The sequence below is a fragment of the Kovacikia sp. CALU 1929 genome, assembly GCF_056784235.1.
In genome coordinates this window covers 23,383-48,238 of record NZ_JBXBCF010000035.1, presented here as the reverse complement: position 1 = coordinate 48,238, position 24,856 = coordinate 23,383, and the positions used below count along the sequence as shown (strand labels likewise).

Below are 24,856 nucleotides of genomic sequence, written 5' to 3'. Positions count from 1 at the left end.
GCATCGCAAGACCTTGTGCTATTCCAAGTCCGTAGAAATGCTGAAGCACTCGATTCGCTTGCTACTACACTACCTCAAATTTGGTGATGTGCCCGTCCCGCAGTAAATCATATTTCTATTCAGCAACGCCGGTGGCGATTCTGGAGGTCTTCCCTTCCGCTTGACCCATCGTTAAATGGTGTAAGGATTGACTCAATAATGCGCGGTTATTAAACTGATAATTCTTAAGGATCAAAAGTCACCGTAATTGATTTGTTTTGGGGAAGATAAGTAACATTCAAGTCGATCCGCAAGTTGAGCCCTCTGAACCCTGGATTCATCACAAACTGGTAGTCACTCATATTTGAAGTACCATACTGATTGAGAAAGTTGATTAACCTGAAAATTTCATTCGGGTCGATGTTGACAGCCACAATGGTTACACAATGGTTGAAGAAGTTATTTGGTTATTTGATGTGTTGGCGTATATACCAAGATTGATATGCCAAACCTTTAAGAGAGATCGCGATTTCTCAGCTATCTCGCTCAGAATCAAACTCTGGAATAACTTCACTCAAGATCTGGCGCAATTGTGCAAATCGTTGTTCTTCCTCGGTAGTTCTTGCTTTTCCTTTACGCTTTAATGCGAAATATCTTGTGGTTTGCTCTCCAAGCCTGATTGAACGTCCAAATTCTTCTAAGGCATCAAAAAATCTGGTGTTGGTTCCTCTATTGCTTGGTAGAGGATATCCATAATTGATCTGAAAATTATCTAGAACTTTGGTCGCCACATTTGTATTAAGTTTGTCGGCAGATAATACGATTTCTCTTTTTATGGTTAGCACAATGTAAGGACTATTAACATTGTCAATGGTGCCATCAGATTTTAGCTTCAAGCTTGCAAAATTGACATCCTCAAAGAACAGCACATACAATCCAGTTTGCAGCGGTGCTTCACCCGGTATTGCAGCAGATTTACCATCGGCTGGAAATAGAGCAAACTCTACGTCTTTAACTTCTCCTTTAATATTTAGTTGCTTGTTAAAAATATTGTTAACTCCGTCAATAACTACTCTCCCTATTGACGTAAAGGGTGTCAGAACCGGAATCATTGATCCAGTTAGCTTCAGAATTTCATCCAGTGATTTTTTTAAGTCATCGGCTCTTGTTCCTCCTAGTCCCTGGCAAAAAGCATGAAAAGCTAGAAATAGTCTGGGCTTTTCTCCATTTGCTGCATAGTCTTCAACGACTTCGACATTATCTGCCCAAATATCTTTCCAGTCAGAATCAATTGCTTGAATACCTTTTACTAGATGCAACTTCAAGGTTGGTTTTTCTACTTTCCCTAAACCGACACTGCTTAATAGCACAAAGTATTCATTGCCAAACTGACCAGCTTTGTAATAGTCTTTGTACTTCTTAAAGAGTGATTGAGAGATTGTATTGATTGAAACTGTAAAATCTTCCGCAGCCTTAATCACTGCTTTTTCATCAAGCTTGTATGGATCAATTAAAGCTGCTCCGCTTACGGGAATATCTTTCAGATCTTCTGGTTCGATCGCAACTCTTGCAACTCTAACCACGATGAGTCTCCTTGTTTCTTTTAAGCCTGAATATGAAAGGGTGGAACCTGAAGCATTCACCAATCCTGAAACTTAGATCGAGCACAAATTTGGAAGCGATCGCACTTCGCCGCCTCAAATTAGGAAGGGCGATCGCCCGATCTCAATAAATCAGGAGTCAAAGATTGCACAGTTGGTTCTTGGGAAGCAATTCCTTTGAATTGGAGCCGTTGCTCTGAGAGTGACTGATAAATCATCTGACGAACCTGGTTGATGCTGCCCAGAGGAGCATGATCAGGTAGGGAATGCCAGGGGGTGAATGACAGATTCTCTCCAAACGTGGTTTGCTCAGGGGAATCAAACACCTGACGGGGGATTCTAATCGTTGCCACTTTCTGGAAAGGTGACTTCTCTTCGTCCCAGTTAATGGTTGCGTCATCAATCGGCATTTTGACGGAATCGGTTTGCCGCTGAACCAGAAACTCAAAGACAGCATCCTGACTTTTCAACTGCTCAACCATCGCTTCATGCAAATAGTTCTCTGTTTTGCCAATCGGTTCATCGGTTCGACCACCAACTGGCTTTGCAGAAAATTTGATCGCTGTTGAGCCTAACTGATAGGGCGTTGTGCTCCAATACTCTGCCGCCAGGGGACTGGCAATCGGCTTCTGTCTCATTGCCCGTACAATTTGGAATTCATGGGTGTGCCACTTCAGCGGATTCGCTCCTGGAAAGAAGAATTTTAGCGGCGGCTTACCTGGTGAATCAGCAACGGCACTAAAAAAACTCGCGAAATCCTGAGCATTGCGAATGAAAAATACGGGATGGTCTAGCAGAATGAAGTCCTGAGTTGGGGCATTCTCTGCTAGCTTTTCCCCTTCTACTCCCATGAGTTTGATTGCCATGCCGTGCAGACCGTATTTGCTGTCGTCTTTACCAGATGCATTGGAGAAGCGAATCCAGGCAGGAAAGGTTTTTCCTGGTTGTTTGAATACACCCACTTTCAGATCTTCAGACAAGTCCGGTTCAACAGTAAATTCTGCCCAGACGACTCCATGTCCTTTCGGATGCTGTCCCCGTAGTCCTGGCTCTGCAAGCTGTTTACTGATTTCAGTAATTTTATGAGCAGCTACATCGGTACTCAATGCTGTTGCAGAACTGCTGGTTGCAGCAAAGGCAGGATCTGCCAATTGGATTAAACCGATGAACATCACCAGGCTGACAAGTGCCAGCCACTTGCAAAGTGCTAAACGCATAAAGGTAGTCCTCAATTTTTTAGAAACTTGTTGGGATAAGGGGTAAGGGAGATCGCGCTTGTCTAAGATGGGGAGCGATCGCGCTTGAATCAGCAATGGGATGCACCTGGGATGCAAGATTCTTAAACCAAGCTGTTGACATACCAAACAGCGATCAAAGCAGCTAAACTAGGAACCGCTTGAAGTATCAAGGTTGTCCACTTCAGAGTTATGGCACCAAAAACACCAGCTATAAGGACACAGGATAGAAAAAATAATTGAATGACCGAAGCATTTGTTTGTGCAACCAACCCCCAGATTAGACCTGCTGCAAGGAAGGCATTGTACAACCCGACATTTTTAACAATCGGAGTAATGTTGTAGGCTTCTTCCGGTTGTCTAAAGACAATCTCTGGCTCTAGTCGCTTGTATACCTTCTTCCACAGAAGAATTTCAGCAATGGTGATTACTATTTGAATCAAAGCCACCAAACCGACTAATCCTTGAGCGATTACTGTCAGCATTAAAATTCTCCATTTAGCAAAACATTAAGGAAGAGCGATATCAATTCGCGTAGGCAAAAGCTGTTTTCGTAGCATTACCAGACGTTAGCCAATCAGGAAACCTCTGTAAACTGTTGAAGAAATAGTAGGCTCCTTCAATCACGTCTGGCGATGGAAAATCACCCGGCTCATTTTCAGGTGAATCGTAGTCAAAAGAAAACTCACTAATCAACGGGTACTCATTATCCTTGCTCAATAAGTACCAGAAACTAAAGCAGGCTTTGACTTTGGGAGATTTATCGGCAAACTTAATCCTTTTAGGTGTTTTGAGGCAGATTTCGTGAGCTGTAAAGTTGTTAACTCGCTCAATCGGTGTCGATTCAGGAATTGAAAACTTGCCTAAATCTGGAAAAATTTGAACCACATCCGACATAACTTCTAATTTTGGCAGGCTATTCGTTTCGATTGAGCAGGACTTTGAGAATCGGCTGTTAAAAGGTGGAACAATGTCTTCCTCGAATTTAAGCTCGGCTTTATCTACATTAGAAGAGACATCTTGAATTGCCGATAGGTAGCGATCGCCAGAACGATACTTCAGCGTGATCTTGTACTTGGCATCCTTCTTTTCTTCTCGAACTCTCAAGGAGAAGCCCTCACCACTTAAACTCAGTCCAGAGGTGTCGAGATACCACGTTTTTCGTTCTTCTTTTTTCCATGCTTCGGTAACCTCTCCCGGCTCTATTACACCCTTGTTCGATGTAATCAAAAACTCGGCTAGCGCCCAGAATTGATCACAGGCTTCTTCCCGTTGCTTAAATCGAGAAGAGTTTAGAATTAATTTATATTCGCGAGAGGTAATTGGAAGTAACTGATTCATAATCTGCTGCTATGTTTCATCACTATTTTTGGCATGGGATTTCAATTTCTCGACGCGATCGTCTGCTGTGTAGGTTAGGTTGACGAGAGGAAACCCAACATTGCTGATCACACAAAGCAGAATGACTTAACTGGACGATGCCGCTCTTATTCATCCAAACTGCTGATCGGTGCGATACCTACTACAGCGAGAGAGGGCGATCGCTCTAACTTGAAGCATCTATAGCTTCAATAGCTTCAATTTCGCCCATAGCTTCATTTAAGCGCTTCTTCACTTGGTTGAAAACTTCAAGATTGAGCGATGAACCTGGCTTAATTATAATGTCACCTTCACCTTCTGGGGACTCAGACACGTTACGTATTGCCTGCTCCAGTTCTTTGAAATACTGAGTAATGTTGCTTCCTATGTGTGCATCAATTCCTTTAACTTCATTCAATGGTTTCCATACTTTCGCAAAATCATCTGGGTGTAATTTAGCTTTATTTGGAAACTTCATAATGTCGGGATTGTTTGAGTCAATCTCTGAATTTACTCTCAGTTCTTTCTCGATTTCTTCTAGCTTTATCGCAGCATCGTTTAATTTCTTAAGCATGAAAGGAGCATTTTGTTTCAACTTCTCCTGCCTCAATGGTTCTTGTGCATGTTTTTTCTCTTCGTCAGCTACAGCTATAGCCACTGCGTTTTGTTGTGCAGCAATGGCTGTTCTAACTCGCTCTTGTAAAGCAATAAAAATGGCAGTACCTGCTGAACCAGCAATTACCGACATACCAAACAAACCAAAGACACTGACAGGTTTTAAGAACACCATCGCTGCAGGAGCGGCTAAACCACCAATACTCAACGTTGCGAATATACCTAAATCAATCTCATTTTTACGCTTGACATCATGACTGCTAGTATTAGCAGCCCCCTCATCATCACTCGGTTGATGGAGTCGCTCAATGTTGCCGTTTAGTCTAATTAATTCTGCAACAAACCCTCCCAAAATTCCGGCAGCGCAGGCTATGCCAAGTGACATCCAAAATTCTGGATCATCAATGTATGGTGTATCTAACCCCTTAAGTACACCTACTTCACGTTTGATAGGTATAACTTTTCCTGTAGCATCCTTTCTGTAATCAACGACATCTCCTTCTCTAAAATCAGGACTTGATGTAGGAGAGGGAGTAGAAACTAGAGAATTTTGGCAAGATGCCGCTGTAACAGTCAAACTCGTAGACAGAACTAATCCTAAAAATATGCCTATTCTGTGCTTCATGGTCTAAAAGGTTTATTTGTTTTACTTGTAATGTCACTGCATAAGGCTCAAGATTTACTTGAAGAAATGCAAGGACGGATGTTTAGAGCTTTGTAGCTTTGTAGATTGGGTTGACACCAGGAAACCCAACACCAAAGTTATGGTGAATGTCGATGATGTTGGGTTTTATCCTTCAATTCAAGCTATGGGAGGAATGCGATTGCCCTACAACCGTTGCCACTTTGTAAAATTAGTGCTGTTTGGTCGTTCTTGTTGAGAATACACACCAGCACCGTCACCGCCTACCACGGTAATAGTCACCTTTCCATCGTCAAGTAAGATGACCGAGGTAATGCTCTTTGCTTCCATCGGACTGCCATTATTCCAGAAAAACCTACCAGCATTTTGATCCTCATTTTTCTCTAATGCTTTGACACCAGCAGGTGCAAAATAAGGGGATGGTTCTCCAATTCTCCAAAGCAGTTTGTTGTCACCTCCAACGACAACCAGCATGAAGCGACCATCTTCCATATTTGCTCCACCAATATCTTTTCCCTCCATTCGGGTATTCGCTTGCTCATCCCAAATGACAGGCTTCCAGGGAGAATTCAAACTAGATCTGTAGTGAAGAATTCCTGCGTCAAGTTTCCAATTAAAAAGACTCACCATTGTTCTAAACCTGCAATTTCTCTGTCCTTGAGAACTTAACTAACGATGCGAGAGGGGGCGATCGCTGTTGTAAGGTTTGATGTAGATTGAGTTGAGTCTGCGAAACCCAATCTACATCGAGAGGATGCGATCGCTCTAGTTCACCTCTATAGACAACTGAGACTATCTAACGATTAGTTTCAGTGATAATGGGTTCAATATACTTACTATTTGCTCTGACAAAACATTTACCTATGAAAGATCTAGAAGAGTCAGTAACCATAAACCATGGCAAGCCTCGACTATCTAATTTGGTAGGATTATTATGCTGATCTCTACCTTCAGATGTTTTCACTTGAAAAGTCTTCCCGGATGTCAAAACCTTAACTACATCAAATTCTGTTCCAGCATCACTTCGACAGTTAAGACCGCTAGAAGTTATAACACGCCATTGGCTAATAACGTAATCTGGCTCAGATGGGTAAAATGGAAGTGTTCCCCTAAAGTAATCACCACTTTGATTCTGTGCATAAGCACTATTTGGAAATATGAGAACTTGCCCCAAAACCAGAAACAGAAACAGACATAACAATCTAATTTTTTGTGCGCTCACCACTACAATAGCTCCAATATTTTTATAAAAAACTCCTTGAATTCTTCTCGAAAACAAGATTTTCGTCGTACTTATCGATCACAAAGACCTTATCCCTGAGATGTGATCGGTGAGATCTAAACTCATCCTATGAGTGATTGGCGATTACTTCTCAACTCCTCAATTGATAAAGAGCGATCGCGCATTTTCCTTAGCTGAGTCACTGGGAAGTAGTGCGTTACGATGCATAAGGTCAGCGCAGAATAACACCAACCGTATGCAAAATGCCCCTGATACAACTTACTTCGACTCTTCAACAAGCCGTTAGTTCAGCCCCAATGCACTGCGAGTGTTTATTCCCACGATTCCATCATCCTGGAGTCCGACAGAACGCTGGAAAGCTTTTACAGCGACTTCTGTATTCTCACCAAAGGCACCATCAATCGCACCTGGATTAAATCCCTTGTCACGCAACCGTTGCTGTAGCTTAATGATTTCTGCACCTGTTGAACCAAACTTCAAATCCACAACTCGAGAATTGTTTTCTAGTTCCTCTGCCGCAAATCTTAGACCTAACTTATCCGCAACTTGTTTTCTCAAGCGAGGTAATTGATTATACAACCAGTCACCCGGACAATCAGTATTACTGAAGTCTCTGTGCCCTTTGATATTGATTGGATTAACATTACAAGAATCACACAATGAAGCACAGAGTTCCACAAGGCTTTCCCATTGTTTCTGACCCATTTGGAAGGTCATGAAGTTTCCTTCATTTTCAATGCCAGGAGATTGATTTCCGTTGGCTAATTTGCCTGGATCTTGGGCTGCATGAGCGGATGCGATACAAAACCCTTGTTTAACAGCGTCCAGCGAACCATGCCGACCCTCCAGAATAAAACCTCCGGTTGTGTTCAAAAAGTTATGTCCTGAGTCTGACCAACCATTGCCATCCATATGAAACTTTTGAATATTTCTGGCAAATCGAATTGCACCTTCGATCGTGCCTTTAGATGGGTCGTCAGGAGGATTCTGGTTATCCGTGTGATGAACAATGACATAACGGGGAACTGTTCTTGAGAAAGTTGCTCTTGCTGATCTAGCTCCCCACTCAGCGGTTGTAACGACTTTTGCGGTGAATGGCATAAACAAATGGCTCCTACTTGGCTGAATTAGTTGAGATTAAAGAGCTTGGAGATAAGCCTCAGCAATTTTTGCAATTTGAGGAGCCCGATCCAATCCGTTTATGATTCTTCTGGCTTCTATGAAGTCGTTTCCAATAAAATTGTTCAACCCCACACCCGTAAAGCTGGCATCCCGCATGCCCCGCACCAGAATAATGGCGGCGAAATCAGGAGAAGCTGCCTTTTCTGGACGGCTTACCAAATCAATACCGAGTTTCCGGCTCCAGTCTGTATAGTTGAACCGACCTGTGATTTGGACAAAGCCTCTTCCTTTGAAGCGAGGACCATCCCCCGGTTGAGTATTTCCCAGATCTAGGCGACCTTCGTACTGTGTGCCATCAGACAATTCCATCATGAATCTTCCAAAATGGGATTCATGTTCGGCAGTAGCAAACACATAGGCAATTTGCTTCCTGTTAGTCACACCATCACTGAGGCATTGATTGAGAATCAGGGGCAGATTCCTCAGGGCAAAAGGACGGATGTCTGAAGGGGTCTTTGCTATGTCTAGGATCTCATTAACACTGTGAAAACCAGATGGCATAACTGTGGAAGAAGAAGTTTTAGGGTCAATCATCACGATTTCGCCTGGATCAACCTTCATCAATTCTGCCCAAGTGTTCTGATCGACCACTCCAGTCATCTCTAGCCCTTGAGAGACAAATCGGCTTCCAGCAGGACGCATTCGTTGAAATTGCTCAACGGCTGCTTGGGTAGCAGATCCAAATAAGCCGTCAATTTTCGCATCTCTGGGCAAAACGCCCCAGTCTCTTAAGTGCTTTTGCAGAATTTCTACATCATCGACCAGATGAGGTGTATCAATGATGCCGTCATTGAGTTTTAACTTAACTCTTTCAATTGCCATATTGAGTTCTCCAACATTAATAGTGTTGTCTCTGTACTTGCGTTAGCGGTTTGCACAACTTACGCTGGAATCTTTAATGCTTTGCGAGTTTGCGGTCCTACTTGCCCATCAACTGATAAGCCTTCCTTTCTCTGGAAGATTTCAACCGCAAGTTTAGTGGCTGCGTCGTAAATTCCCGTTACCTGATCAGCTTCCAGTAGATCTAAAGCCAGCAAAGCCTGTTGTACTTTCCGGACATCTTCCCCATCCATTGGTGGAGCAAGGAGTTTGAGAATTCTGGCTCTAGAGAAACCATTGGCGGGCGATCGATCAAGCTTTGCAGCAGTTTCAGGTCCATACTGACCATCTACCAGGTCAAATCGATCATTGGGATTATGCTTATCCCAAAGAATCTGAAACGCTTTGACTCCAATGTCACCGACATCATCTCGAACTCCGCTGTCATCGTAGGTGAAATGCACCTCATCACCAGGACCAAAATGCTCCCAACCTTCTGCTTCCAGAGCGCCTCTCCATTCCATCCAGTCTGGAGTATCAATGGCAAAGCCGTCTTCATGGTTACTCTTTCCAGGTTTCGCAGCGATACCAACACAGGATGACCCTTGCCAGCTAAATAGAAGATGTTGTTGAACAACAGTACGATAGGCAGAATTCAGTCTCAGTGTTTTTCCTCGCCTACGAATCGCACGCCGCAATGCCTCTTTTGCCTTCGGCTGCATAAAGAGATTAACAGTTGCGTTATCACCTGACACATCCAAATCATCAATGCTAACTAAAACATTTGGAATTAGCAGATTCATTTCATCGACGATCTGAAGGCTTAACCCTCTGACAGTTGCTGTACTGCACGTACCGTTTGAATGAGTTCTAACCATTTCTCCCACTGTTGCCATGAGTAATCTCCGCTTAATTCAACTAACTTTCCTAAACACTGAAACTTGAGAATCACCAGCATGAGAGCATTCCTAATCGGTTTTAGAAACTTGTATTTCTAGATTTGCCTTGCTGGAATTTATTCTCTGTCTAAGCTATCTGCTGCGATCGCCCCTCGTCAGTCGGGCAAAGGTCGGATGAAAGTCGGATGAAGGTCGGGTGAAGGTTAGCCAATCTACCCAGAAGGCTGATTAAATAAATTTAATTACGGATCAGGAAAATTACTGAAGAAACGACCGGAAAGTGGGTTTCTGAAGCGGAATATCTGTACAAGGAAAATTTCTGGCTGTAGAGACTGGTAGCTTGACCGGAAGAATTGAGTGGTTGCTCTACCAGGACTGGAAATCAGGCAGGGTGCTTGTTCTAATACTGCATCGAACCATTCACCTGGGAGTTTAGGGTCGTGATTGTTGAAGAAGGACTGGAGTTAATTGAGCAGATTTTGCCGCAGGGGCAGTTAAGCAAAGTTCAGACTATTGTGTTTCGGCAGGCGTGGGAGGGGCAGTCCTATAAGGAAATTGCCGAACAGTTTGATTACACCCTCGGTTACATCAAAGACACGGGTGCTGGACTCTGGAAACTGCTCTCGGATGCTTTGGGAGAGGATGTGACACGGCGCAACTTTCAGGTTGTGCTGAAGCGGGCGCTGAGGGAGGGGAGTCGGGAGTCAGGCGTCGGGAGTCGGGAGAATCATTTCCCCCCACCCCCCACCCCATACCCCACCCCCCAGCAAGACTGGGGAACTGCGATCGATGTTTCCATTTTCTACAACCGCACCCTTGAACTGGCAACTTTAGAGCAATGGGTGGAACAGGATCGATGCCGCACGGTGACGATCCTGGGCATGGGGGGGATGGGCAAAACCACCCTCTCGGTGAAGCTGGCGGAACAGGTTCAGGATGGGTTTGACTATCTGATCTGGCGGAGTTTGCGCCATGCTCCTGCTTTACCGGAACTATTAACGGATGTGATGCTGGTGCTGTCGAATCAGCAGGAAGTGAAGCTACCGGAGACCGTCGATGGTCAAATTTCTGAGTTGATCAAATACATGCGTCAATCTCGATGTCTATTGGTTTTAGACAACCTGGAATCAGTTTTGCAAAGTGGTCAGCAGACGGGGTGTTACCGTCCGGGCTATGAGGGGTATGGACAGTTGATTTCCCGTGTTAGTGATGAGCGGCATCAAAGTTGTTTGATCTTGACCAGTCGGGAAAAACCAGGAGAGATCCTGATCCGGGAGGGGGAAACGTTGCCCGTGAGATCGCTCCAATTAGCTGGGCTACAAGCCTCCGCAGGTGAGAAAATTCTGCATGAAAAAGGACTGGTCGAATCCGAAGCCGCCTGTGGGCACTTGATTGATCATTACAGTGGTAATCCTCTGGCGTTGAAGATTGCAGCGGTAACCATTCGATCGCTGTTTAGCGGCAACATCGTCGCCTTCCTGAATCAGGGAACTGTGGTGTTTGGCGATATTTCTGAACTCCTCGATCAACAGTTCAACCGCCTTTCAGCCCTGGAGCAACAGGTAATGTACTGGTTGGCGATCGCCCGCGAGTGGATCACCCTGGAGGAGTTGCAAGCAGATATAGTACCCACCGTTTCCCAATCGGAATTGTTAGAAACGCTGGCATCACTGCAAGGGCGTTCTTTAATTGAGTCGAGCGGAATTGGCTTTTCTCAACAGCCTGTTGTGATGGAATATATGACTCAGCAGTTGGTTAAGCAGTTTTACTATGCTATTTCAGCGCAGGAATTAGGTTTCCTTAACCAATATGCGTTGATTAAAGCCCAAACAAAAGACTACATTCGGGAAGCCCAAATTCGATTGGTCTTGCAACCTGTTCGAGACAAGCTTTTAGCAGCCTTTGAAACCAGGCAAAACCTGGAAACCCAATGCAATGGGTTGATCACGAAGCTTCGCAACAAATCTCTATATAAAGAAGGATATGCGGCGGGTAATCTGTTGAATTTGTTCTGGCAATTGCAGAGTAATTTGAGCGAGAATGCAGAGCGCACGGTTCACGACCGCGACTTTTCCTATCTGAAGTGGATGCTTCCAGTCGTTTCGGCGTAGTCGATACCTGTCTTCAACTTTTGTGGGATGTGCAAACTGGTGAATGCCTCCGAACATTTGAGGGACATACGGCACCAATTGCAACGGTCATCTACAGCCTGGATGGAAAACAGCTAATCAGCGGTGGATTAGATCAAACAATTCGACTCTGGGACATTACGACAGGTCAATGCATTCAAGTATTAAAGGGACATACCGGACCGATTTCAAGCCTGACATGTCAATCTGCTGATCTTCCGTCTGTCAATGTCAGCCAAATAAATGAAAGTTCTCCAGAACTTCTCTCGCCTCAAGCCATACCCACCATTTTTAGCGGCAGTTTTGACGAGACAATCAAGCGTTGGAGTCTTAAAACGCGATCGTGCCAATCAACCATAAGAGTTGTTCGCCCCTACGAAGGAATGAACATTAGCTGTACAGAAGGACTCAATGAAGCTCAAAGAATGACTCTGAAAGCTTTGGGAACTGCTGGTGATAAATCTCGGTGAAGTGTTCTCTGGAGCGGGACTTTACTCACACACCACCCCAAATGATATGGTCAACCTTCTGTCCGGAGTACCAAAGCGTGAATTGATCGGGAGATACTTTTAGTTCAATCTGACTGGTGGCAGGACGGCGGGCGATCGCCTCTCACGGATCTACATATTCCCTACTTTAGTCCAAAGTGCTGTTTGAGGACATCCAGGCGAGAACAGTGCCAGTAATCAATGTGAGAGGCAATCATGCTCTCATCGTTGAGGGTGAGTTCGCTCCAACCACTAATGGAAATGGGTGGTTTCCATGGCAGGGGCGTGTTCCAGCTTAGGGTCCAGTCGGTGCGGATGGTGTTACCGTTTTGCTGAATGTCGTGCAAATCCATCTTGCAGTTGAGAAAGAAAGTCTGAATGAAACCGATCATGGTCTGGTAGCGGCGAATTCCCCGGAACTCGGTCATCGGGTCTTTGAAATAAACATCTTCAGCGTAGATGCTGTAAGTTTGGTTGGCGGGGAATCGCTGGTAGTCTTGCTTGAGAGTTTGCAGAATGTTCATGTAGGGTTAAGGGGGCAGGTGTCAAGTGTCAGGTGCTAGGTGTTAGGTGTTAGGTGTTAGGTGTCAGGGTATAGAAGTGAGAGTTGGGTCGGACTTGAACGGTCTTCCCAATAGACGCGCTCAACCTCGCCTCGTCGATACAGGGGTGTTTGGTAGCGACCAACCAGGCGTGGTTCAATTCCCGCTTTGCTGAGGTGCGATCGCACCCGTTTGGTGGAACACTGCAAGATTGCTGCTGCTTCTGCCAGTGACAACCACTGTTTTGCAAAGCGAGGCAGCAACACCTCATCTGCCTCATTCAAAATCTCGGTCAACAGTCGTTCTGCCAGGAGCCAGCAGGCGATCGTGTCTGCTTCTGCCCGATGGGATTGACCAACTGCAAAACCAAACTGTTTGACCAGGTTCGGCAGGCTACGGGAAGGCAGGTCGGGCAACATTTGCCGTGCCAAAATGACGGTACAAAGCTGTTCCTCAGCAGAACGGGCAAAATCAATCCCTAGCTGAGCAAATTCTGCGCTGAGAAAGGAATAGTCAAACGACAAATTATGGGCAGTCAAAATTCCTGTACTGAGCAGTGGCAAATATTGATGCCAGACCTCGGCTGCAAGGGCTGCTCCGTCCACCATTGATTGAGAAATGCCGGTGAATCGTGTGATTTGGGATGGCACCTCGACGTTCGGGTTGATTAAATGGCTCCGCTGAGATTGGATACCGTCTGCCAGAGTCGCCTGCAAAACGGAAACCTCAATCACCCGGCTAGTTGTGGGGGTGTGACCCGTCGTTTCTACATCAACTACGGTCAAAACTTGCTGGCTAAGCTGGCGGTAGTGGGAAAGTAAATCAGTAGAAAGCACTTTATAGATTTTTATAGAACAGGGAGTTGGGTATAGGGTGTAAAGGGCATGAGGTCAATAGCTTGCTTCTCGCACGATACCGCAATACCCTGCATGGATTACGCGATCGCTCGAATGCCTACAGACGGAAATCTGGATAGCCTGACCTAACTCCATACGCCGCACTCCCTACCCTATGCTTCAAATTTTAGTCAGTTCATGGTAGTTATCAGCAACCCATTGCAAAGCTTCCCTCAAAGTTTTCTTTCAAAGCGTTGCATTCCACAAGCCCAGCAGGCATGAAAAGCTTTGCTCCTTGATTCCTGACTCTTGCCTTCTCACCCCTGTTTTTCCCCCTTACTCCCTCTACCCCTAAGCTTCAATGCGAACCATTGCCGACATCAACCACAAAATTAACCGTCAATCTGCCATTGTCTGGACGGTTGAGGAACTGAAGGCACGAGTCGCCGAGGTGGGTGTGACCCAGGCGGCAAAAGAAGTCGATGTCATCACCACTGGTACCTTTGAGCCGATGGAATCCTCGGGGGCGATCATCAACCTGGGGCATACCGATCCCCCGATCAAAATTCGCCAGTGCTGGCTAGATGGGGTTCCGGCATACTCTGGGTTTGGAGCTGTAGACCTGTATCTGGGAGCCACTCAGGTCGCAGAAAGTAGCGATGGCGAAGAGGTGCGGGAACGGGGCGGCGGCTATGTGATTGAGAATCTGATTGCAGGGAAACCCGTGCACCTGAGGGCGTTAGGGCAGGCAACAGACTGTTACCCCCGCGCTTCGTTTGAAACTACAATTACCCGCGACACGATTAACCAGTTTTACCTGTTTAACCCACGCAACCTCTACCAAAACTTTATTGTCGGGGTCAATGGTGGCGATCGCCCCCTGTTCACATACCTGGGTCCCCTTCAACCCCGGTTGGGAAATGCGGTTTATTCTAACCCAGGAGCAATTTCGCCCTTGTTTAATGACCCAGACCTGCAACTGATCGGCATCGGCACCCGCATTTTTTTAGGTGGCGGTATCGGTTACATTGCCTGGGAAGGCACTCAACACTTTCCTCTGCAAAAACGTCTGCCCAACCGCACCCCGATCGGACCTGCGGCGACCCTTGCCCTGATTGGCGATGCCAAACAAATGGATGCTCAGTGGGTGCGGGGCTGCTACTTCAGAAGTTATGGACCTTCAGTGATGCTGGGTGTTGGCATTCCCTTACCCGTTCTCCATGAGGATGTTGTGGCGAAGTGTGCTGTTCAGGATTCTGAACTGGCGGCACCCATCGTAGACTTTTCCATTCCCCGACGGGTTCGCCCAACCTTTGGATTGGTCAGCTATGCCCAACTTAAATCAGGACGAATTGTGATTGATGGCAAAACCGTGCGAGTGGCACCCCTTGCCAGTATCTATCTATCGCGCCAGGTTGCCCAGGTGCTCAAGCAATGGATAGAAGCTGGCAAGTTTCTGTTGACTGAGCCAGTGGCTGCCATTCCGGCAGACCAACCATTCCTGTCTCAGGATGCCTGGGGATCTCAAATCGCGATCGACTGAGCTAAATCAACTCTCACTCCCCTGATCGCTCCGCTTTACTGGTTTTGGCGGCGGTTCACGCCGACTGGGGGGAGGCGCAGAAGCACCCGCTCCCCTGGGACTGGGAGGACCACCCGGACGGTGTTCTCTTGGCTTGAACGGTCGCCGGTCTTTCCTGAACTCAGACTTGGGTTTCTTCCTGGGTGGAACCAGACCGATCGCCGTCCCTTCCGTAATCACCAGGACAGCCCCAATCCGCTTCACCTGCAAATCCCAGAAATAGCCCAGAGTTTTGGAACTGGGTAAAACCCCTTCTAATTGAAGCTTGAATGCCTTTGCCTTACTGGAACTCTTTCGAGCAGCCTGCTGAATCTTGACCACGACCTGCTTCTCATCAGGAGCGTAAAACACAACCTCACCCCGAATTGAGAAGTAATCATCCTCATAACCAGGAGAAAGGTCTGCTTCAGAGGTTTCAGCTTCAGGTTGAGCCGTATCGACAGGAGCATCAGCATCACCCGATTCGGTATCACTCGATTCGGTATCACCCGATTCAGTGTCGTCATCCTGCTCCTTGCCTTTACTCAGTTTTTCTGGCTCCCAGACCCCAACGATTTGCACATGCAAGTTATCCTGCATTTCGCGGGTCCGGGGGTATACAACCCAGAGGTGATCTTCTGCCAGATCCAAATGGTTGCGCACCAGGCTCATGACTCGACCCAACAGGACAGCCTCAATCGCAGTACCGTCAGCAGTTTTCATCTCTCCACGAGTAAACTGTTCCTCTGACGGAGAATACTGTCCCCTGACCAAGCCGATCGCCCGGTATTGCTTTGGTTCACTAGGCGGCGGAATTGGCTGCTGCCTCAGAGATGCCTGCTCGTCTAAAAGTTCGGCAGCGGGTGTTGCCACTGGCTCTACTGGTTTAGAGAGTTCAGCTTTCTGGCTGGCTACAGGTGATACCGCAGACTTCGGCGGACTTGCCGGTTGAGCAGGCGGTTGGGGACGGCTTACAGGACGCATCAATGGGCGCTTGGGTACCAGTGGGGTGGAATCTGCCTCACTGTCCGGAGTCGGGTTGGGGGACTCACCATCAGAAGAGTTGCTCAATGGCACACCTTTTGTGGAATCAGACGTAGCAGAAAGTTGCTCATCTGAGGGAATGGGCTTAGACAAGGGGGACTCAGGGGGCTGAAAAGAACGATCAGGCAAGGGACTCATAGGCTTTAGCTCAGGCTAAATGCGCGATTGCATCAGTCAGCTTATTGTACTGAATGCAAGCGAACGACATCTCCATCAGAAAAGTTCGTGGAATTTTTACAAACAAATTTATTTGCAGAAAACCCCACGCTGTTTTGACAAATCGGAATCAACAGTATCTGTGTTCAAAACAGACTGGTTTGCCGAATTCATTCTTAACATTCGCGCTCGCCAAGCAGCAAGTTTCTGATTACCCCCATCATACCCAAAAGCGTTTAAATGGCAGTAGAAGAAAGGGTTATAGCAGGGTTGATGAGGCGGGTATTGGGATCTGGTAAGCAAATAGTTTGTGGCTTGGAGTTCGTGGTTCAGAGTTCGTTCCTACCCCATACTCCATCGCCCCATCACCGCTTCTCCTCGGCGATAAAGCTCACGGGCATACTCTGTCCAGGTGCCCTGCCCCCAGTAGCGGAAGCAGCTAGTTTGCAGCAGTAGATTGTACAGCAGTGCCTGCTGGTAGTCTTCCCTTTGGGTGACAGACGGATCTGCCTGTACCAGAGAGTCAAACTTTTGATGAAAGGCTGCACTGAGTTGGTTCATGGGTCCCAGGACGTTTTCGTAGCCCCTGACCCAACTCAAATCGTTTGTCCAGGATGCGCCATCCATGTGGAACTGGTGGTCCGTTGCCTTGAGTTCGGCGATCGCTTGCTCCACGGCTTCCGGCGCAGCATTCCCTGGGTCAACCCGCTGCCAGATCTTATGCTGCTGCACAGCCTGGATTTCAGGGTAATCCTCTGGTGTAACCCCCGCCGCTTCAATCAATTCAATATACTCAGTTCCGTTCAGACCAACCACGCCTGTCGCACTATGACCGTTTTCTTTAATGGCGTGCCAGACGGGCTGAAAATCACGGGGAAATTCATTCATCATCACGCCACCGTTTTCCCCATCGGCAATCTGAGTGACGCAAGCAGGAACTGATTGCTCTCCAATCGACTGTCTGCCCCGACCTTTCGCTTCGTGATAGGGCTGCATCTGGGCAACCAACTTAGTATCCGATCCCTGAGTTTTAATCAGAGCAGTAATTCTGACTGTTTCGCCTTTGGAGTTGCAAGCAACCAGCCGATTGGGAATGTACTTCTGATCCTGGGACAAACTGGAACCGTCCAACCGCTCAACTGAATGCTCTTGCACCATCAGCCAGCGATAGCCACAGTCTTTTAATGCCTTGATGTACTCGTAAAGAGTATCGGGGTGGTTGGGCATATGCATTTCTGGTGGCGAAAAGCCCTTGACCCGTTTCAATGCTTCGTAGCCAAAGAGGGCAGCAAAATGCTGCTGCCATGCCTGAATGTGCAGTTTGATGTCGGGAATGGGGGTTGAGGGCACAACTGCATGGCTCCACATCGTTCCTAACCATTCCACATGGGGTTGATAGAGAGGATCACAGGCGAGACGCTTAAGGTTATTGAGAATATCATCTCGACCCATCTGGCGCAGCCCCCACAGCAGGTTCCCAGAATAGTCCAGCATGATACGCGGATTACAGCCGTTACCCACCAGTTCAGGAATGAAATCTCCCATGCGCGAGTAGCACCAGGCAAAAACGCCCGCATTGTGGTTATCCCCTTCCCCAGAATGCTCAAACATGTGCTGGAGGTTGCAAATCAATTCACCGTTTGTCCCTGCTGGGATGGTGGGTTGATGCATGTGAAGCGCACAGGCAAACCCCGCTGAAATATGCTCCAGGCGCAGAGATGTTTGAGGCAGAAAAATCGGTTCCTGGTGGTTAACCACTGATTGAACCTCTGCTTCCCAACCACAAATGTTTGGTAACCCTGCCTTGATTTCTTCCAGGACAGGCAGATTCGGAGATGGTGCTGTTGCAATCATGAGGCTTTACCTTCAATGCTGAGATGCTGACTATTTCGACAGTCGCTCCGCCACACCTGCGGCGAACCACCCCCGCATCATAGATCAGAAGTTTGGGAGAGAACGGAATTAGGGGGGAGGTGTCAGGTGCCAGGTGGGGTTAAATTTTTTGTGGGATTCTGACAAGGGGAGTCGAGAGAGTTAATAGGGCACGGCATTGTTTGGGGACGCACCCTGTTAGTCATTAGGGATCAGTAGTTGATTTAGTCTTCTCAATTCTCAGCTCTGAACTCTCAATTCTCAACTCTCCCCCTGCTCAATTTAACTAAATGTTAAGCTGTGTCCTGACGATGTAACATGTCATGAAATACTCATGTTTGAGCAAAGGCTTAACTGGCTGGAAGCTACGGCAGAGTTAAACTTGTGGCAACTTGATCCTGAGTTAACATTCACTCGACAGGGATCGCAACTTGGCTCTAGACTGAAGTCTCAAGTCTGTTGCATCATTCGATACAGATTCATCATTACTAAGGTTTAGGTGAGGTCCCTGTGCAACTACAACATGTGGCTGTAAAGCGGGTCACGGGCGCTTATGCATTGATTGATAGCCTTAAGCGTCACGGGGTCAAGCATATTTTTGGATATCCAGGTGGTGCCATTCTGCCTATCTACGATGAGCTGTATAAGGCAGAGGTAGAAGGGGGCATCCAACATATCCTGGTACGGCACGAACAGGGAGCGGCTCATGCTGCCGATGGGTACGCCCGTGCTACAGGTCAGGTCGGTGTTTGCTTTGGGACTTCGGGTCCTGGTGCCACTAATCTGGTGACGGGCATTGCCACAGCCCACATGGACTCGATTCCGATGGTGGTTGTCACGGGTCAGGTTCCCAGCCATGCGATTGGGAGTGATGCGTTCCAGGAAACGGATATTTATGGCATTACCCTGCCGATTGTGAAGCATTCCTACGTTGTGCGAGATCCCAGGGACATGTCGCGCATCGTGGCAGAGGCATTTTACATCGCCAGTACAGGGCGACCGGGTCCTGTGTTAATTGATGTGCCCAAAGATGTGGGACAAAGCGTATTCGACTATGAACCCATTGATCCCGGTGAAATCAGGTTACCTGGTTACCGTCCAACGGTGAAGGGCAACCCTCGTCAAATTGCCCAGGCTTTGAAGCTGATTCGGCAGGCGAAGCAGCCCTTGTTATACGTGGGAGGAGGGGCGATCGCCTCCAATGCCCATGCTGAAGTGAAGGAACTGGCAGAACGCTTCAATCTGCCCGTAACAACAACCCTGATGGGACTGGGCGTATTTGATGAACGGCATCCGCTTGCCGTAGGAATGCTAGGGATGCATGGCACCGCCTACGCCAACTTTGCCGTTACCGAGTGTGACCTGCTGATTGCAGTGGGTGCCCGCTTTGATGACCGGGTCACAGGCAAACTAGATGAGTTTGCCACCCGCGCTAAGGTGATTCATATTGACATTGACCCAGCGGAGGTGGGTAAAAACCGCGCTCCGGAGGTGCCCATTGTGGGGGATGTGCGACAGGTGTTGCTTGATCTGTTGCGCCGTAGCCAGGAGGAGGGGGACGGGCGCGACCCAGACCGGAACCGCTCCTGGTTAAATCGGATTGCCCGCTGGCAGGAAGACTATCCGCTAGAGGTGCCCCATTATCCCGGTAGCATTGCGCCCCAGGAGGTGATTACAGAACTGACTCTGCAAGCACCCAATGCTATCTACACCACGGATGTGGGTCAGCACCAGATGTGGGCAGCCCAGTTCCTTAAAAATGGTCCCCGTCGTTGGATCTCCAGCGCGGGTCTGGGCACGATGGGGTATGGAATGCCTGCGGCTATGGGTGCCAAGGTGGCAATACCGGATGAAGAAGTCATTTGCATCAGTGGAGATGCCAGTTTCCAGATGAATTTGCAGGAGTTGGCAACTCTGGCGCAGTATCGCATCAATGTCAAGACCGTGATTATCAACAACGGCTGGCAGGGTATGGTACGCCAGTGGCAAGAAGCCTTCTACGATGAGCGCTATTCTGCTTCCAATATGCAGCCAGGAATGCCCGATTTCGTCAAGTTGGCAGATGCTTTTGGCATTAAGGGTATGATTGTCCGTTCCCATGACGAACTGAAGGGAGCAATCACCGAGATGTTGAACCACAAAGGTCCGGTTCTCATGGATGTCCGGGTGAAGCGGAATGAGAACTGCTACCCAATGGTGCCCCCTGGTAAGAGCAATGCTCAAATGGTGGGGTTACCCGAACGTAAACTCCTGGAACGGGCGGCGGAACTCTTAAACTGTAGTAGCTGTGGTGCCAAAAACGCACCCTCTAACCGATTTTGCCCAGAGTGCGGCACGAAGTTATGAGCTAGGGCATAGGACTAGTAGACTGCGGCGTAAGTTTGGCAACCCTTGTAAAGATGTTAGGTGTTAGGAACGGTAGCCAGATTTACGCTAAGCTCTACTAGATTGAAGCGAGTTTTAGCTTACCCGTTCTAACCCGTTCTACATGGGAACAGACCTTGTAACGGTTGAATGGGCTTTGTGATGGCGATCGCACGACCTTACTATTTATGCGAGACCTTGATCAATGTCCATTCCCTGGATGTTTTGTATTGCCTAAATGGATTTGAAGATAGACACGGTTCAGCCATCCGGGTAAAAGAAGCTCTATGATGAAAAATCAAAGTGTTTCATATCGTTTAACCAGGGTATGGAATTTCTTTAAGCTACGGAACACTGCCCGTAACAAAAATTAGTCTGAAGGCGTGGAGTCAGTTTGATGGATGCAATGGAGTTTTTTCAACGGAGTGCTGGCAGGTGGCGATCGCAGCGCACCACTCATCACCTCGCCTTCAAGCGATCGGAAGGGGGCAATTCTGAAATTCGAGTAGATGCGCTGGTCGCTGACGATCCAGAAATTATTGCCCTCTGTGAGTTTCATCAAATTGACCCAGGGATAGCGGCGGGCGGTTGTCGTGTGAACTGGGGCGGCTCCATGGGTTGGGATCAGGAAGGTGAAAATCACGAAGGCAATACCGTGTTTGCCCTGGTACCGGATGCAGATAATTCTTGCCAGGGAAGGCTGCTGCGAGATAGAGGCTATGCTGAAATTATGCCGGTGGTCGGCTTTTACCATATGGATGAGGATGGTGGGCTGAATCTGGTCACCGACTATGAAACCATGAGTTCGGTGGAACGGTTCTGGTTTGCCAGTCCTGATTTGCGCTTACGAAGCAGCACTGTGAAGCGATTCGGAGGATTCAGTACGGCTTCCTTCTGCACGGAAACCCGGATTGGAACAGATTCGCTCGTCGAACCTGAATCTGGCTTGGGCAAAGCGGTTGAGGTAGCGGTTGCCCAAGTGCAAACGGCTGTTCAACCTGGACAGCGTGGTTCTGAATCCTCTCTGTCGCTCTTCGGTTGGTGATCCATCTTACCAACAACGATTCCTACACCCGTGGAGTTGAATATCTGCGGGTGATGCAAACTCTGTTGCCCAATCCGGCGATGGTGGATGTGATGGATAACCTGCGCGATCGCACGACCATCTGTACCTGGATTGGAACCCACATCTGGGCTGTGAATGAAGCACTCCAGCAGAGTCTCTTAGCCTGCCATGAATGTTTTCACCTTGAACAACGACGCTGCATTACTATTTATGCGGTACCAATCGCCCAGGCTTACAGGTTAGATGGTCTCTGCAATATTGCAACGACACCCACCACAATCCTGATTGATGCGGGGCGGGTCGCCCCTGAGCACTGGTTGAGCCTTGTTGCCCATGAGTACGCCCATGCCCATTTAGGTAGCCCTGGTCACCATCAAAAATTTGCCGCCATCCTCTCCCATCTCTGCTTGGGGTTAGGGCTAGAACCGCCCAGGGTACAAACAGAAGAAAGCCTACGCAGCCACCCACCCTACATGCCAACCTATGATCCGTTAGCGTTCTGGAGAGGGGAAACGATGGCTCTCCATCCCCATGAGTGTGCAGAAAGTGTGCCAAAGTGATGTAATAGCAAATAGGTGTAACTCCTATAGATTCAGGCTTTCTGGAATATTAAGGAGTGTAAAAATTCATGAGGGTGTTGAGGATGCGTGTCTCCTTTACCCTTATGATCAGGGAAATTTGTAAAGTTTCGTAAGAAGGGAGTTTTTAAAACGTGGCTATCCCCCTGCTTGAGTATGCTCCTTTGAGTCAGAATGTGCGCGTTTCTAGCTATGAAGTGGCGGGCGATGAACAGCCCAGGATTTATTCAACTGATAACTTGCTATCTCCGTCTGATCTCGGCAATTTGATTGATGCGGCTTACCGTCAGATCTTTTTCCATGCATTTGCTGCTGACCGCGAGCCTATTCTGGAGTCCCAGCTTCGCAATGGACAGATTACTGTGCGTGAATTTATCCGGGGGCTGACCCTGTCCAACACCTTTACCCGCAGTTTCTATGACCTTAACAGCAACTACCGTTTTGTTGAGCAGTGCGTTCAGCGGATTTTGGGACGTGATGTTTACAGCGAGCGGGAAAAAATTGCCTGGTCTATTGTGGTAGCAACGAAAGGTCGGGCAGGCTTCATCAATGATTTGCTGAGTAGCGACGAGTATCTGGAAGCCTTTGGGGACAATATTGTTCCCTACCAGCGCCGTCGGGTTCTGGCATCGGGAGCCAGCGAGGTGCCTTTCAACATCAAGTCTCCCCGCTATGACGGGTACTACCGGGCAAAACTCGGTTTTCCCCAAAACATCTGGCAAACGCCTGTGCGCCGCTACAGTGTCTCAGATCAAAAATCCCAGGCAGGCAACCCGGCTCAATTCCTTGGCATGGCTCAAAGCATCAGCCCCGTAGCCGGTGTGCCGCAGCGGGTTTCTGCCCTCAACATCGACTACGAACGCAAGGTGCCCTATCGCCAGCGTTAATGATGGGTAGCGTTGCTGATTTTGGATATGAATTGAGCGTTGGATGAATTGAAGACTTTCAATTCATACGGCTATTCAGCACCACCATGATGGGTAGGCATTTTTCTTACCCTCTGCGATACAGCGGTTCTCATGCTGATGTGATACAAGCTAGTGGTTTGTTATGAGTCATTAGTCATTAGTCCTTTGTGGGCGACCAATGACCAATGACCAAGAACGACCAAAAATGTACTTCAAAAAGCTGAGCAATTGCTATAAGCAATTTCATGGCTGATTCAATTTCTTGAATATTAGAGAGCCGGAATTCAAAGGTTAGGGTTCAGAAACCAATGATCTGAATCTTAATGATTGAATTTTGGCTCTTTGTTTTTGTTGGACTCGGAAACCAGGCTGGAAATTGCGTTGGCTAGTGTTCCCGGATCAGAGGGTTTAGTAATGTATGACTGGAATCCCGCTGCCAGAGCTTGTTGCTGGCTGGCTTCTCCAGCGCAGGCGGTCAGGGCGATCGCCGGAATGGTTCGGTTCCTCCCTGTGCCGGATTAACGTCTTGCGGGCTGATGCTACCTTCTGCGCGTATTGCTCGATTAGCTTGGATCGTGAGCATCCTTGCCTTTGAGCCGCTGCATCGAGTTGTTGCCATGCAAACTTTAGAAATACTCCTTCTGACCCATTGCGATCGCGGAACCTGAACCTTTAGCCAGAGTTTTTCGAGCTTAAATTCAGGCAAAATTCACAGAATCTCTATTAAATAAGTAACTTTTCACAGCCAATCCGAAGGTTAAAACCGCGACTTCAGTTGCCGGTATTCCACCTGAGCTGGTTTTGGATTGGCTTTGAATCAAGTCGAACGGAGGTTTAATCATGAGAACAATTCAAAAAAACGATTTGGTGGGTTTAACCCGCGATTTGGGTGATCACCTATCTGAGGGTTTAGTTGGAATGGTGACCCAATGTTACGAGAACTGCTTTGACGTTAAATTTCCCATTCAAGGCAGTGAAGCTCTCCATGCCCGTGTCTTCCCCGAAGATATCAAGCTATTGCTAGGCGACCTTAATTTAACTAACCCATAAACCCTTGAGGACTATGAACGCAAGTGAACTTTTGGCGCAATATGCCGCAGGCAATCGTGACTTTACGGCAGTAAAACTCAGTGAGGCTGACCTATCGGGAGAGAATTTGCAGGAATCTGTATTTGATGAAGCTGTTTTAGATGGGGCAAATTTGAGTGGTGTTAACTTGAGTCGGGCAAGCTTGATTGAAGCAGACTTAAATGGAGCCAATCTAAGCAATGCGGATCTAAGTGGCGCAAATTTAAGTGGAGCGATCCTGGACGGTGCCAATTTGGAAGGAGCGATTTTAGATAATGCAAACCTCAATCAGGCAGATTTAACGATCGCAAAACTAACCCAGGCAAGTCTTAATCGAGCAGATCTGAATGAGTCTAATCTAAAGGCAGCTAATTTGAGGGAAGCCGATCTTAGTCGAGCTGATCTGGGATATGCCGATTTGGAAAAAACAGACATGAGCCATGCCGACTTGGAGAACACAAATTTGACCGGTGCCAATCTAGAAGAGGTCAATTTAGAAGGCACCATTCTTGACGAAGGTTGATTTTTAGCCACAATCCTCCCAGATCCCGAACTTTATTTTCAAACCACTCAAGATCTCCGAGGTTTTTAAAAACCTCGGAGGTCTGAACCACACAGCTTACAGTAATTGGCAGCCAAAAGCCTGAAATCCTTTACAGGAATCTTTAC

At 47.5% G+C, this 24,856-nt stretch carries 23 protein-coding genes and 1 pseudogene; 10 read left to right on the top strand and 14 right to left on the bottom strand.

What is annotated here, in order from left to right:
- Positions 1–106 (top strand): annotated as a pseudogene (locus tag AC1S52_RS02860) (IS1 family transposase); the annotation flags it as partial.
- A 406-nt stretch (positions 107–512) separates the two neighbouring features.
- On the opposite strand, the gene AC1S52_RS02855 reads toward AC1S52_RS02860, so the two are convergent.
- The 10 genes from AC1S52_RS02855 to AC1S52_RS02810 form a co-directional block, all read right to left on the bottom strand.
- The gene (locus AC1S52_RS02855) at positions 513–1,562 is read right to left on the bottom strand and encodes a hypothetical protein (RefSeq protein ID WP_482027534.1); all 1,050 of its coding nucleotides are present in this window, start codon (positions 1,560–1,562) and stop codon (positions 513–515) included.
- 119 nt (positions 1,563–1,681) lie between these two features.
- Complete coding sequence (locus tag AC1S52_RS02850) at positions 1,682–2,797, bottom strand: catalase family protein (protein WP_482027533.1); 1,116 nt, start codon at positions 2,795–2,797, stop codon at positions 1,682–1,684.
- A gap of 122 nt (positions 2,798–2,919) precedes the next feature.
- On the bottom strand, positions 2,920–3,300 hold the full coding sequence (locus AC1S52_RS02845; RefSeq protein ID WP_482027532.1) for a DUF1304 domain-containing protein: 381 nt from the start codon (positions 3,298–3,300) through the stop codon (positions 2,920–2,922).
- A gap of 40 nt (positions 3,301–3,340) precedes the next feature.
- The gene (locus tag AC1S52_RS02840) at positions 3,341–4,156 is read right to left on the bottom strand and encodes a hypothetical protein (protein WP_482027531.1); all 816 of its coding nucleotides are present in this window, start codon (positions 4,154–4,156) and stop codon (positions 3,341–3,343) included.
- Between the two features lie 205 nt (positions 4,157–4,361).
- On the bottom strand, positions 4,362–5,414 hold the full coding sequence (locus AC1S52_RS02835) for a hypothetical protein (RefSeq protein ID WP_482027530.1): 1,053 nt from the start codon (positions 5,412–5,414) through the stop codon (positions 4,362–4,364).
- 204 nt (positions 5,415–5,618) lie between these two features.
- Positions 5,619–6,062, bottom strand: coding sequence for a hypothetical protein (locus tag AC1S52_RS02830; protein WP_482027529.1), 444 nt, complete (start codon positions 6,060–6,062; stop codon positions 5,619–5,621).
- A gap of 166 nt (positions 6,063–6,228) precedes the next feature.
- Positions 6,229–6,711 carry a hypothetical protein gene (locus AC1S52_RS02825; RefSeq protein ID WP_482027528.1) on the bottom strand — a complete coding sequence of 161 codons (483 nt, stop codon included), beginning with the start codon at positions 6,709–6,711 and terminating at the stop codon, positions 6,229–6,231.
- A gap of 246 nt (positions 6,712–6,957) precedes the next feature.
- Positions 6,958–7,776, bottom strand: coding sequence for a peptidoglycan recognition protein family protein (locus tag AC1S52_RS02820; protein ID WP_482027527.1), 819 nt, complete (start codon positions 7,774–7,776; stop codon positions 6,958–6,960).
- A 36-nt stretch (positions 7,777–7,812) separates the two neighbouring features.
- Positions 7,813–8,679 (bottom strand): peptidoglycan-binding protein, encoded by an 867-nt coding sequence (locus AC1S52_RS02815; RefSeq protein WP_482027526.1) that lies wholly within the window; start codon positions 8,677–8,679, stop codon positions 7,813–7,815.
- Between the two features lie 59 nt (positions 8,680–8,738).
- A complete protein-coding gene (locus AC1S52_RS02810) occupies positions 8,739–9,572 on the bottom strand; it encodes a peptidoglycan-binding protein (RefSeq protein WP_482027525.1) in 834 nt (277 codons plus the stop codon).
- A 443-nt stretch (positions 9,573–10,015) separates the two neighbouring features.
- Here AC1S52_RS02810 and AC1S52_RS02805 point away from each other — a divergent pair, with 443 nt between their 5' ends.
- A complete protein-coding gene (locus AC1S52_RS02805) occupies positions 10,016–11,686 on the top strand; it encodes a helix-turn-helix domain-containing protein (protein ID WP_482027524.1) in 1,671 nt (556 codons plus the stop codon).
- Positions 11,659–12,174: a WD40 repeat domain-containing protein gene (locus tag AC1S52_RS02800; protein ID WP_482027523.1), complete on the top strand. Its 516-nt coding sequence runs from the start codon at positions 11,659–11,661 to the stop codon at positions 12,172–12,174. Before AC1S52_RS02805 ends, AC1S52_RS02800 begins: the two co-directional genes overlap by 28 nt.
- Before the next feature lie 161 nt (positions 12,175–12,335).
- On the opposite strand, the gene AC1S52_RS02795 is transcribed toward AC1S52_RS02800, so the two are convergent.
- Together AC1S52_RS02795 and AC1S52_RS02790 are read right to left on the bottom strand one after the other, a co-directional pair.
- Entirely contained in the window at positions 12,336–12,716 is a 381-nt protein-coding gene (locus AC1S52_RS02795; protein ID WP_482027522.1) for a C6orf136 family protein, read from the bottom strand.
- A gap of 56 nt (positions 12,717–12,772) precedes the next feature.
- On the bottom strand, positions 12,773–13,570 hold the full coding sequence (locus tag AC1S52_RS02790; RefSeq protein ID WP_482027521.1) for a 3'-5' exonuclease: 798 nt from the start codon (positions 13,568–13,570) through the stop codon (positions 12,773–12,775).
- Between the two features lie 361 nt (positions 13,571–13,931).
- Here AC1S52_RS02790 and AC1S52_RS02785 point away from each other — a divergent pair, with 361 nt between their 5' ends.
- Positions 13,932–15,113 (top strand): homocysteine biosynthesis protein, encoded by a 1,182-nt coding sequence (locus tag AC1S52_RS02785; protein ID WP_482027520.1) that lies wholly within the window; start codon positions 13,932–13,934, stop codon positions 15,111–15,113.
- Between the two features lie 6 nt (positions 15,114–15,119).
- Here the strand turns inward: AC1S52_RS02785 and AC1S52_RS02780 are convergent, their stop codons facing one another.
- Together AC1S52_RS02780 and AC1S52_RS02775 are read right to left on the bottom strand one after the other, a co-directional pair.
- Positions 15,120–16,313 (bottom strand): hypothetical protein, encoded by a 1,194-nt coding sequence (locus AC1S52_RS02780; RefSeq protein ID WP_482027519.1) that lies wholly within the window; start codon positions 16,311–16,313, stop codon positions 15,120–15,122.
- A gap of 360 nt (positions 16,314–16,673) precedes the next feature.
- Positions 16,674–18,185 carry a glycosyl hydrolase family 57 gene (locus AC1S52_RS02775; RefSeq protein WP_482027518.1) on the bottom strand — a complete coding sequence of 504 codons (1,512 nt, stop codon included), beginning with the start codon at positions 18,183–18,185 and terminating at the stop codon, positions 16,674–16,676.
- A 528-nt stretch (positions 18,186–18,713) separates the two neighbouring features.
- On the opposite strand from AC1S52_RS02775, the gene ilvB reads away from it, so the two are divergent.
- The 6 genes from ilvB to AC1S52_RS02745 all read left to right on the top strand — a co-directional run bounded on the left by ilvB (position 18,714) and on the right by AC1S52_RS02745 (position 24,710).
- Positions 18,714–20,549, top strand: a complete 1,836-nt coding sequence (gene ilvB, locus AC1S52_RS02770; protein ID WP_482027517.1) for a biosynthetic-type acetolactate synthase large subunit — start codon at positions 18,714–18,716, stop codon at positions 20,547–20,549.
- Positions 20,550–20,964: 415 nt separating this feature from the next.
- Positions 20,965–21,612, top strand: a complete 648-nt coding sequence (locus AC1S52_RS02765; protein ID WP_482027516.1) for a phycobiliprotein lyase — start codon at positions 20,965–20,967, stop codon at positions 21,610–21,612.
- Entirely contained in the window at positions 21,609–22,193 is a 585-nt protein-coding gene (locus AC1S52_RS02760; protein WP_482027515.1) for a hypothetical protein, read from the top strand. The genes AC1S52_RS02765 and AC1S52_RS02760 overlap by 4 nt, the downstream gene beginning before the upstream one ends.
- Positions 22,194–22,345: 152 nt before the next feature.
- Positions 22,346–23,098: a phycobilisome rod-core linker polypeptide gene (locus AC1S52_RS02755; RefSeq protein ID WP_482027514.1), complete on the top strand. Its 753-nt coding sequence runs from the start codon at positions 22,346–22,348 to the stop codon at positions 23,096–23,098.
- Between the two features lie 861 nt (positions 23,099–23,959).
- A complete protein-coding gene (locus AC1S52_RS02750) occupies positions 23,960–24,169 on the top strand; it encodes a hypothetical protein (protein WP_482027513.1) in 210 nt (69 codons plus the stop codon).
- Between the two features lie 13 nt (positions 24,170–24,182).
- On the top strand, positions 24,183–24,710 hold the full coding sequence (locus tag AC1S52_RS02745) for a pentapeptide repeat-containing protein (RefSeq protein ID WP_482027512.1): 528 nt from the start codon (positions 24,183–24,185) through the stop codon (positions 24,708–24,710).
- Positions 24,711–24,856: the final 146 nt, after the last annotated feature.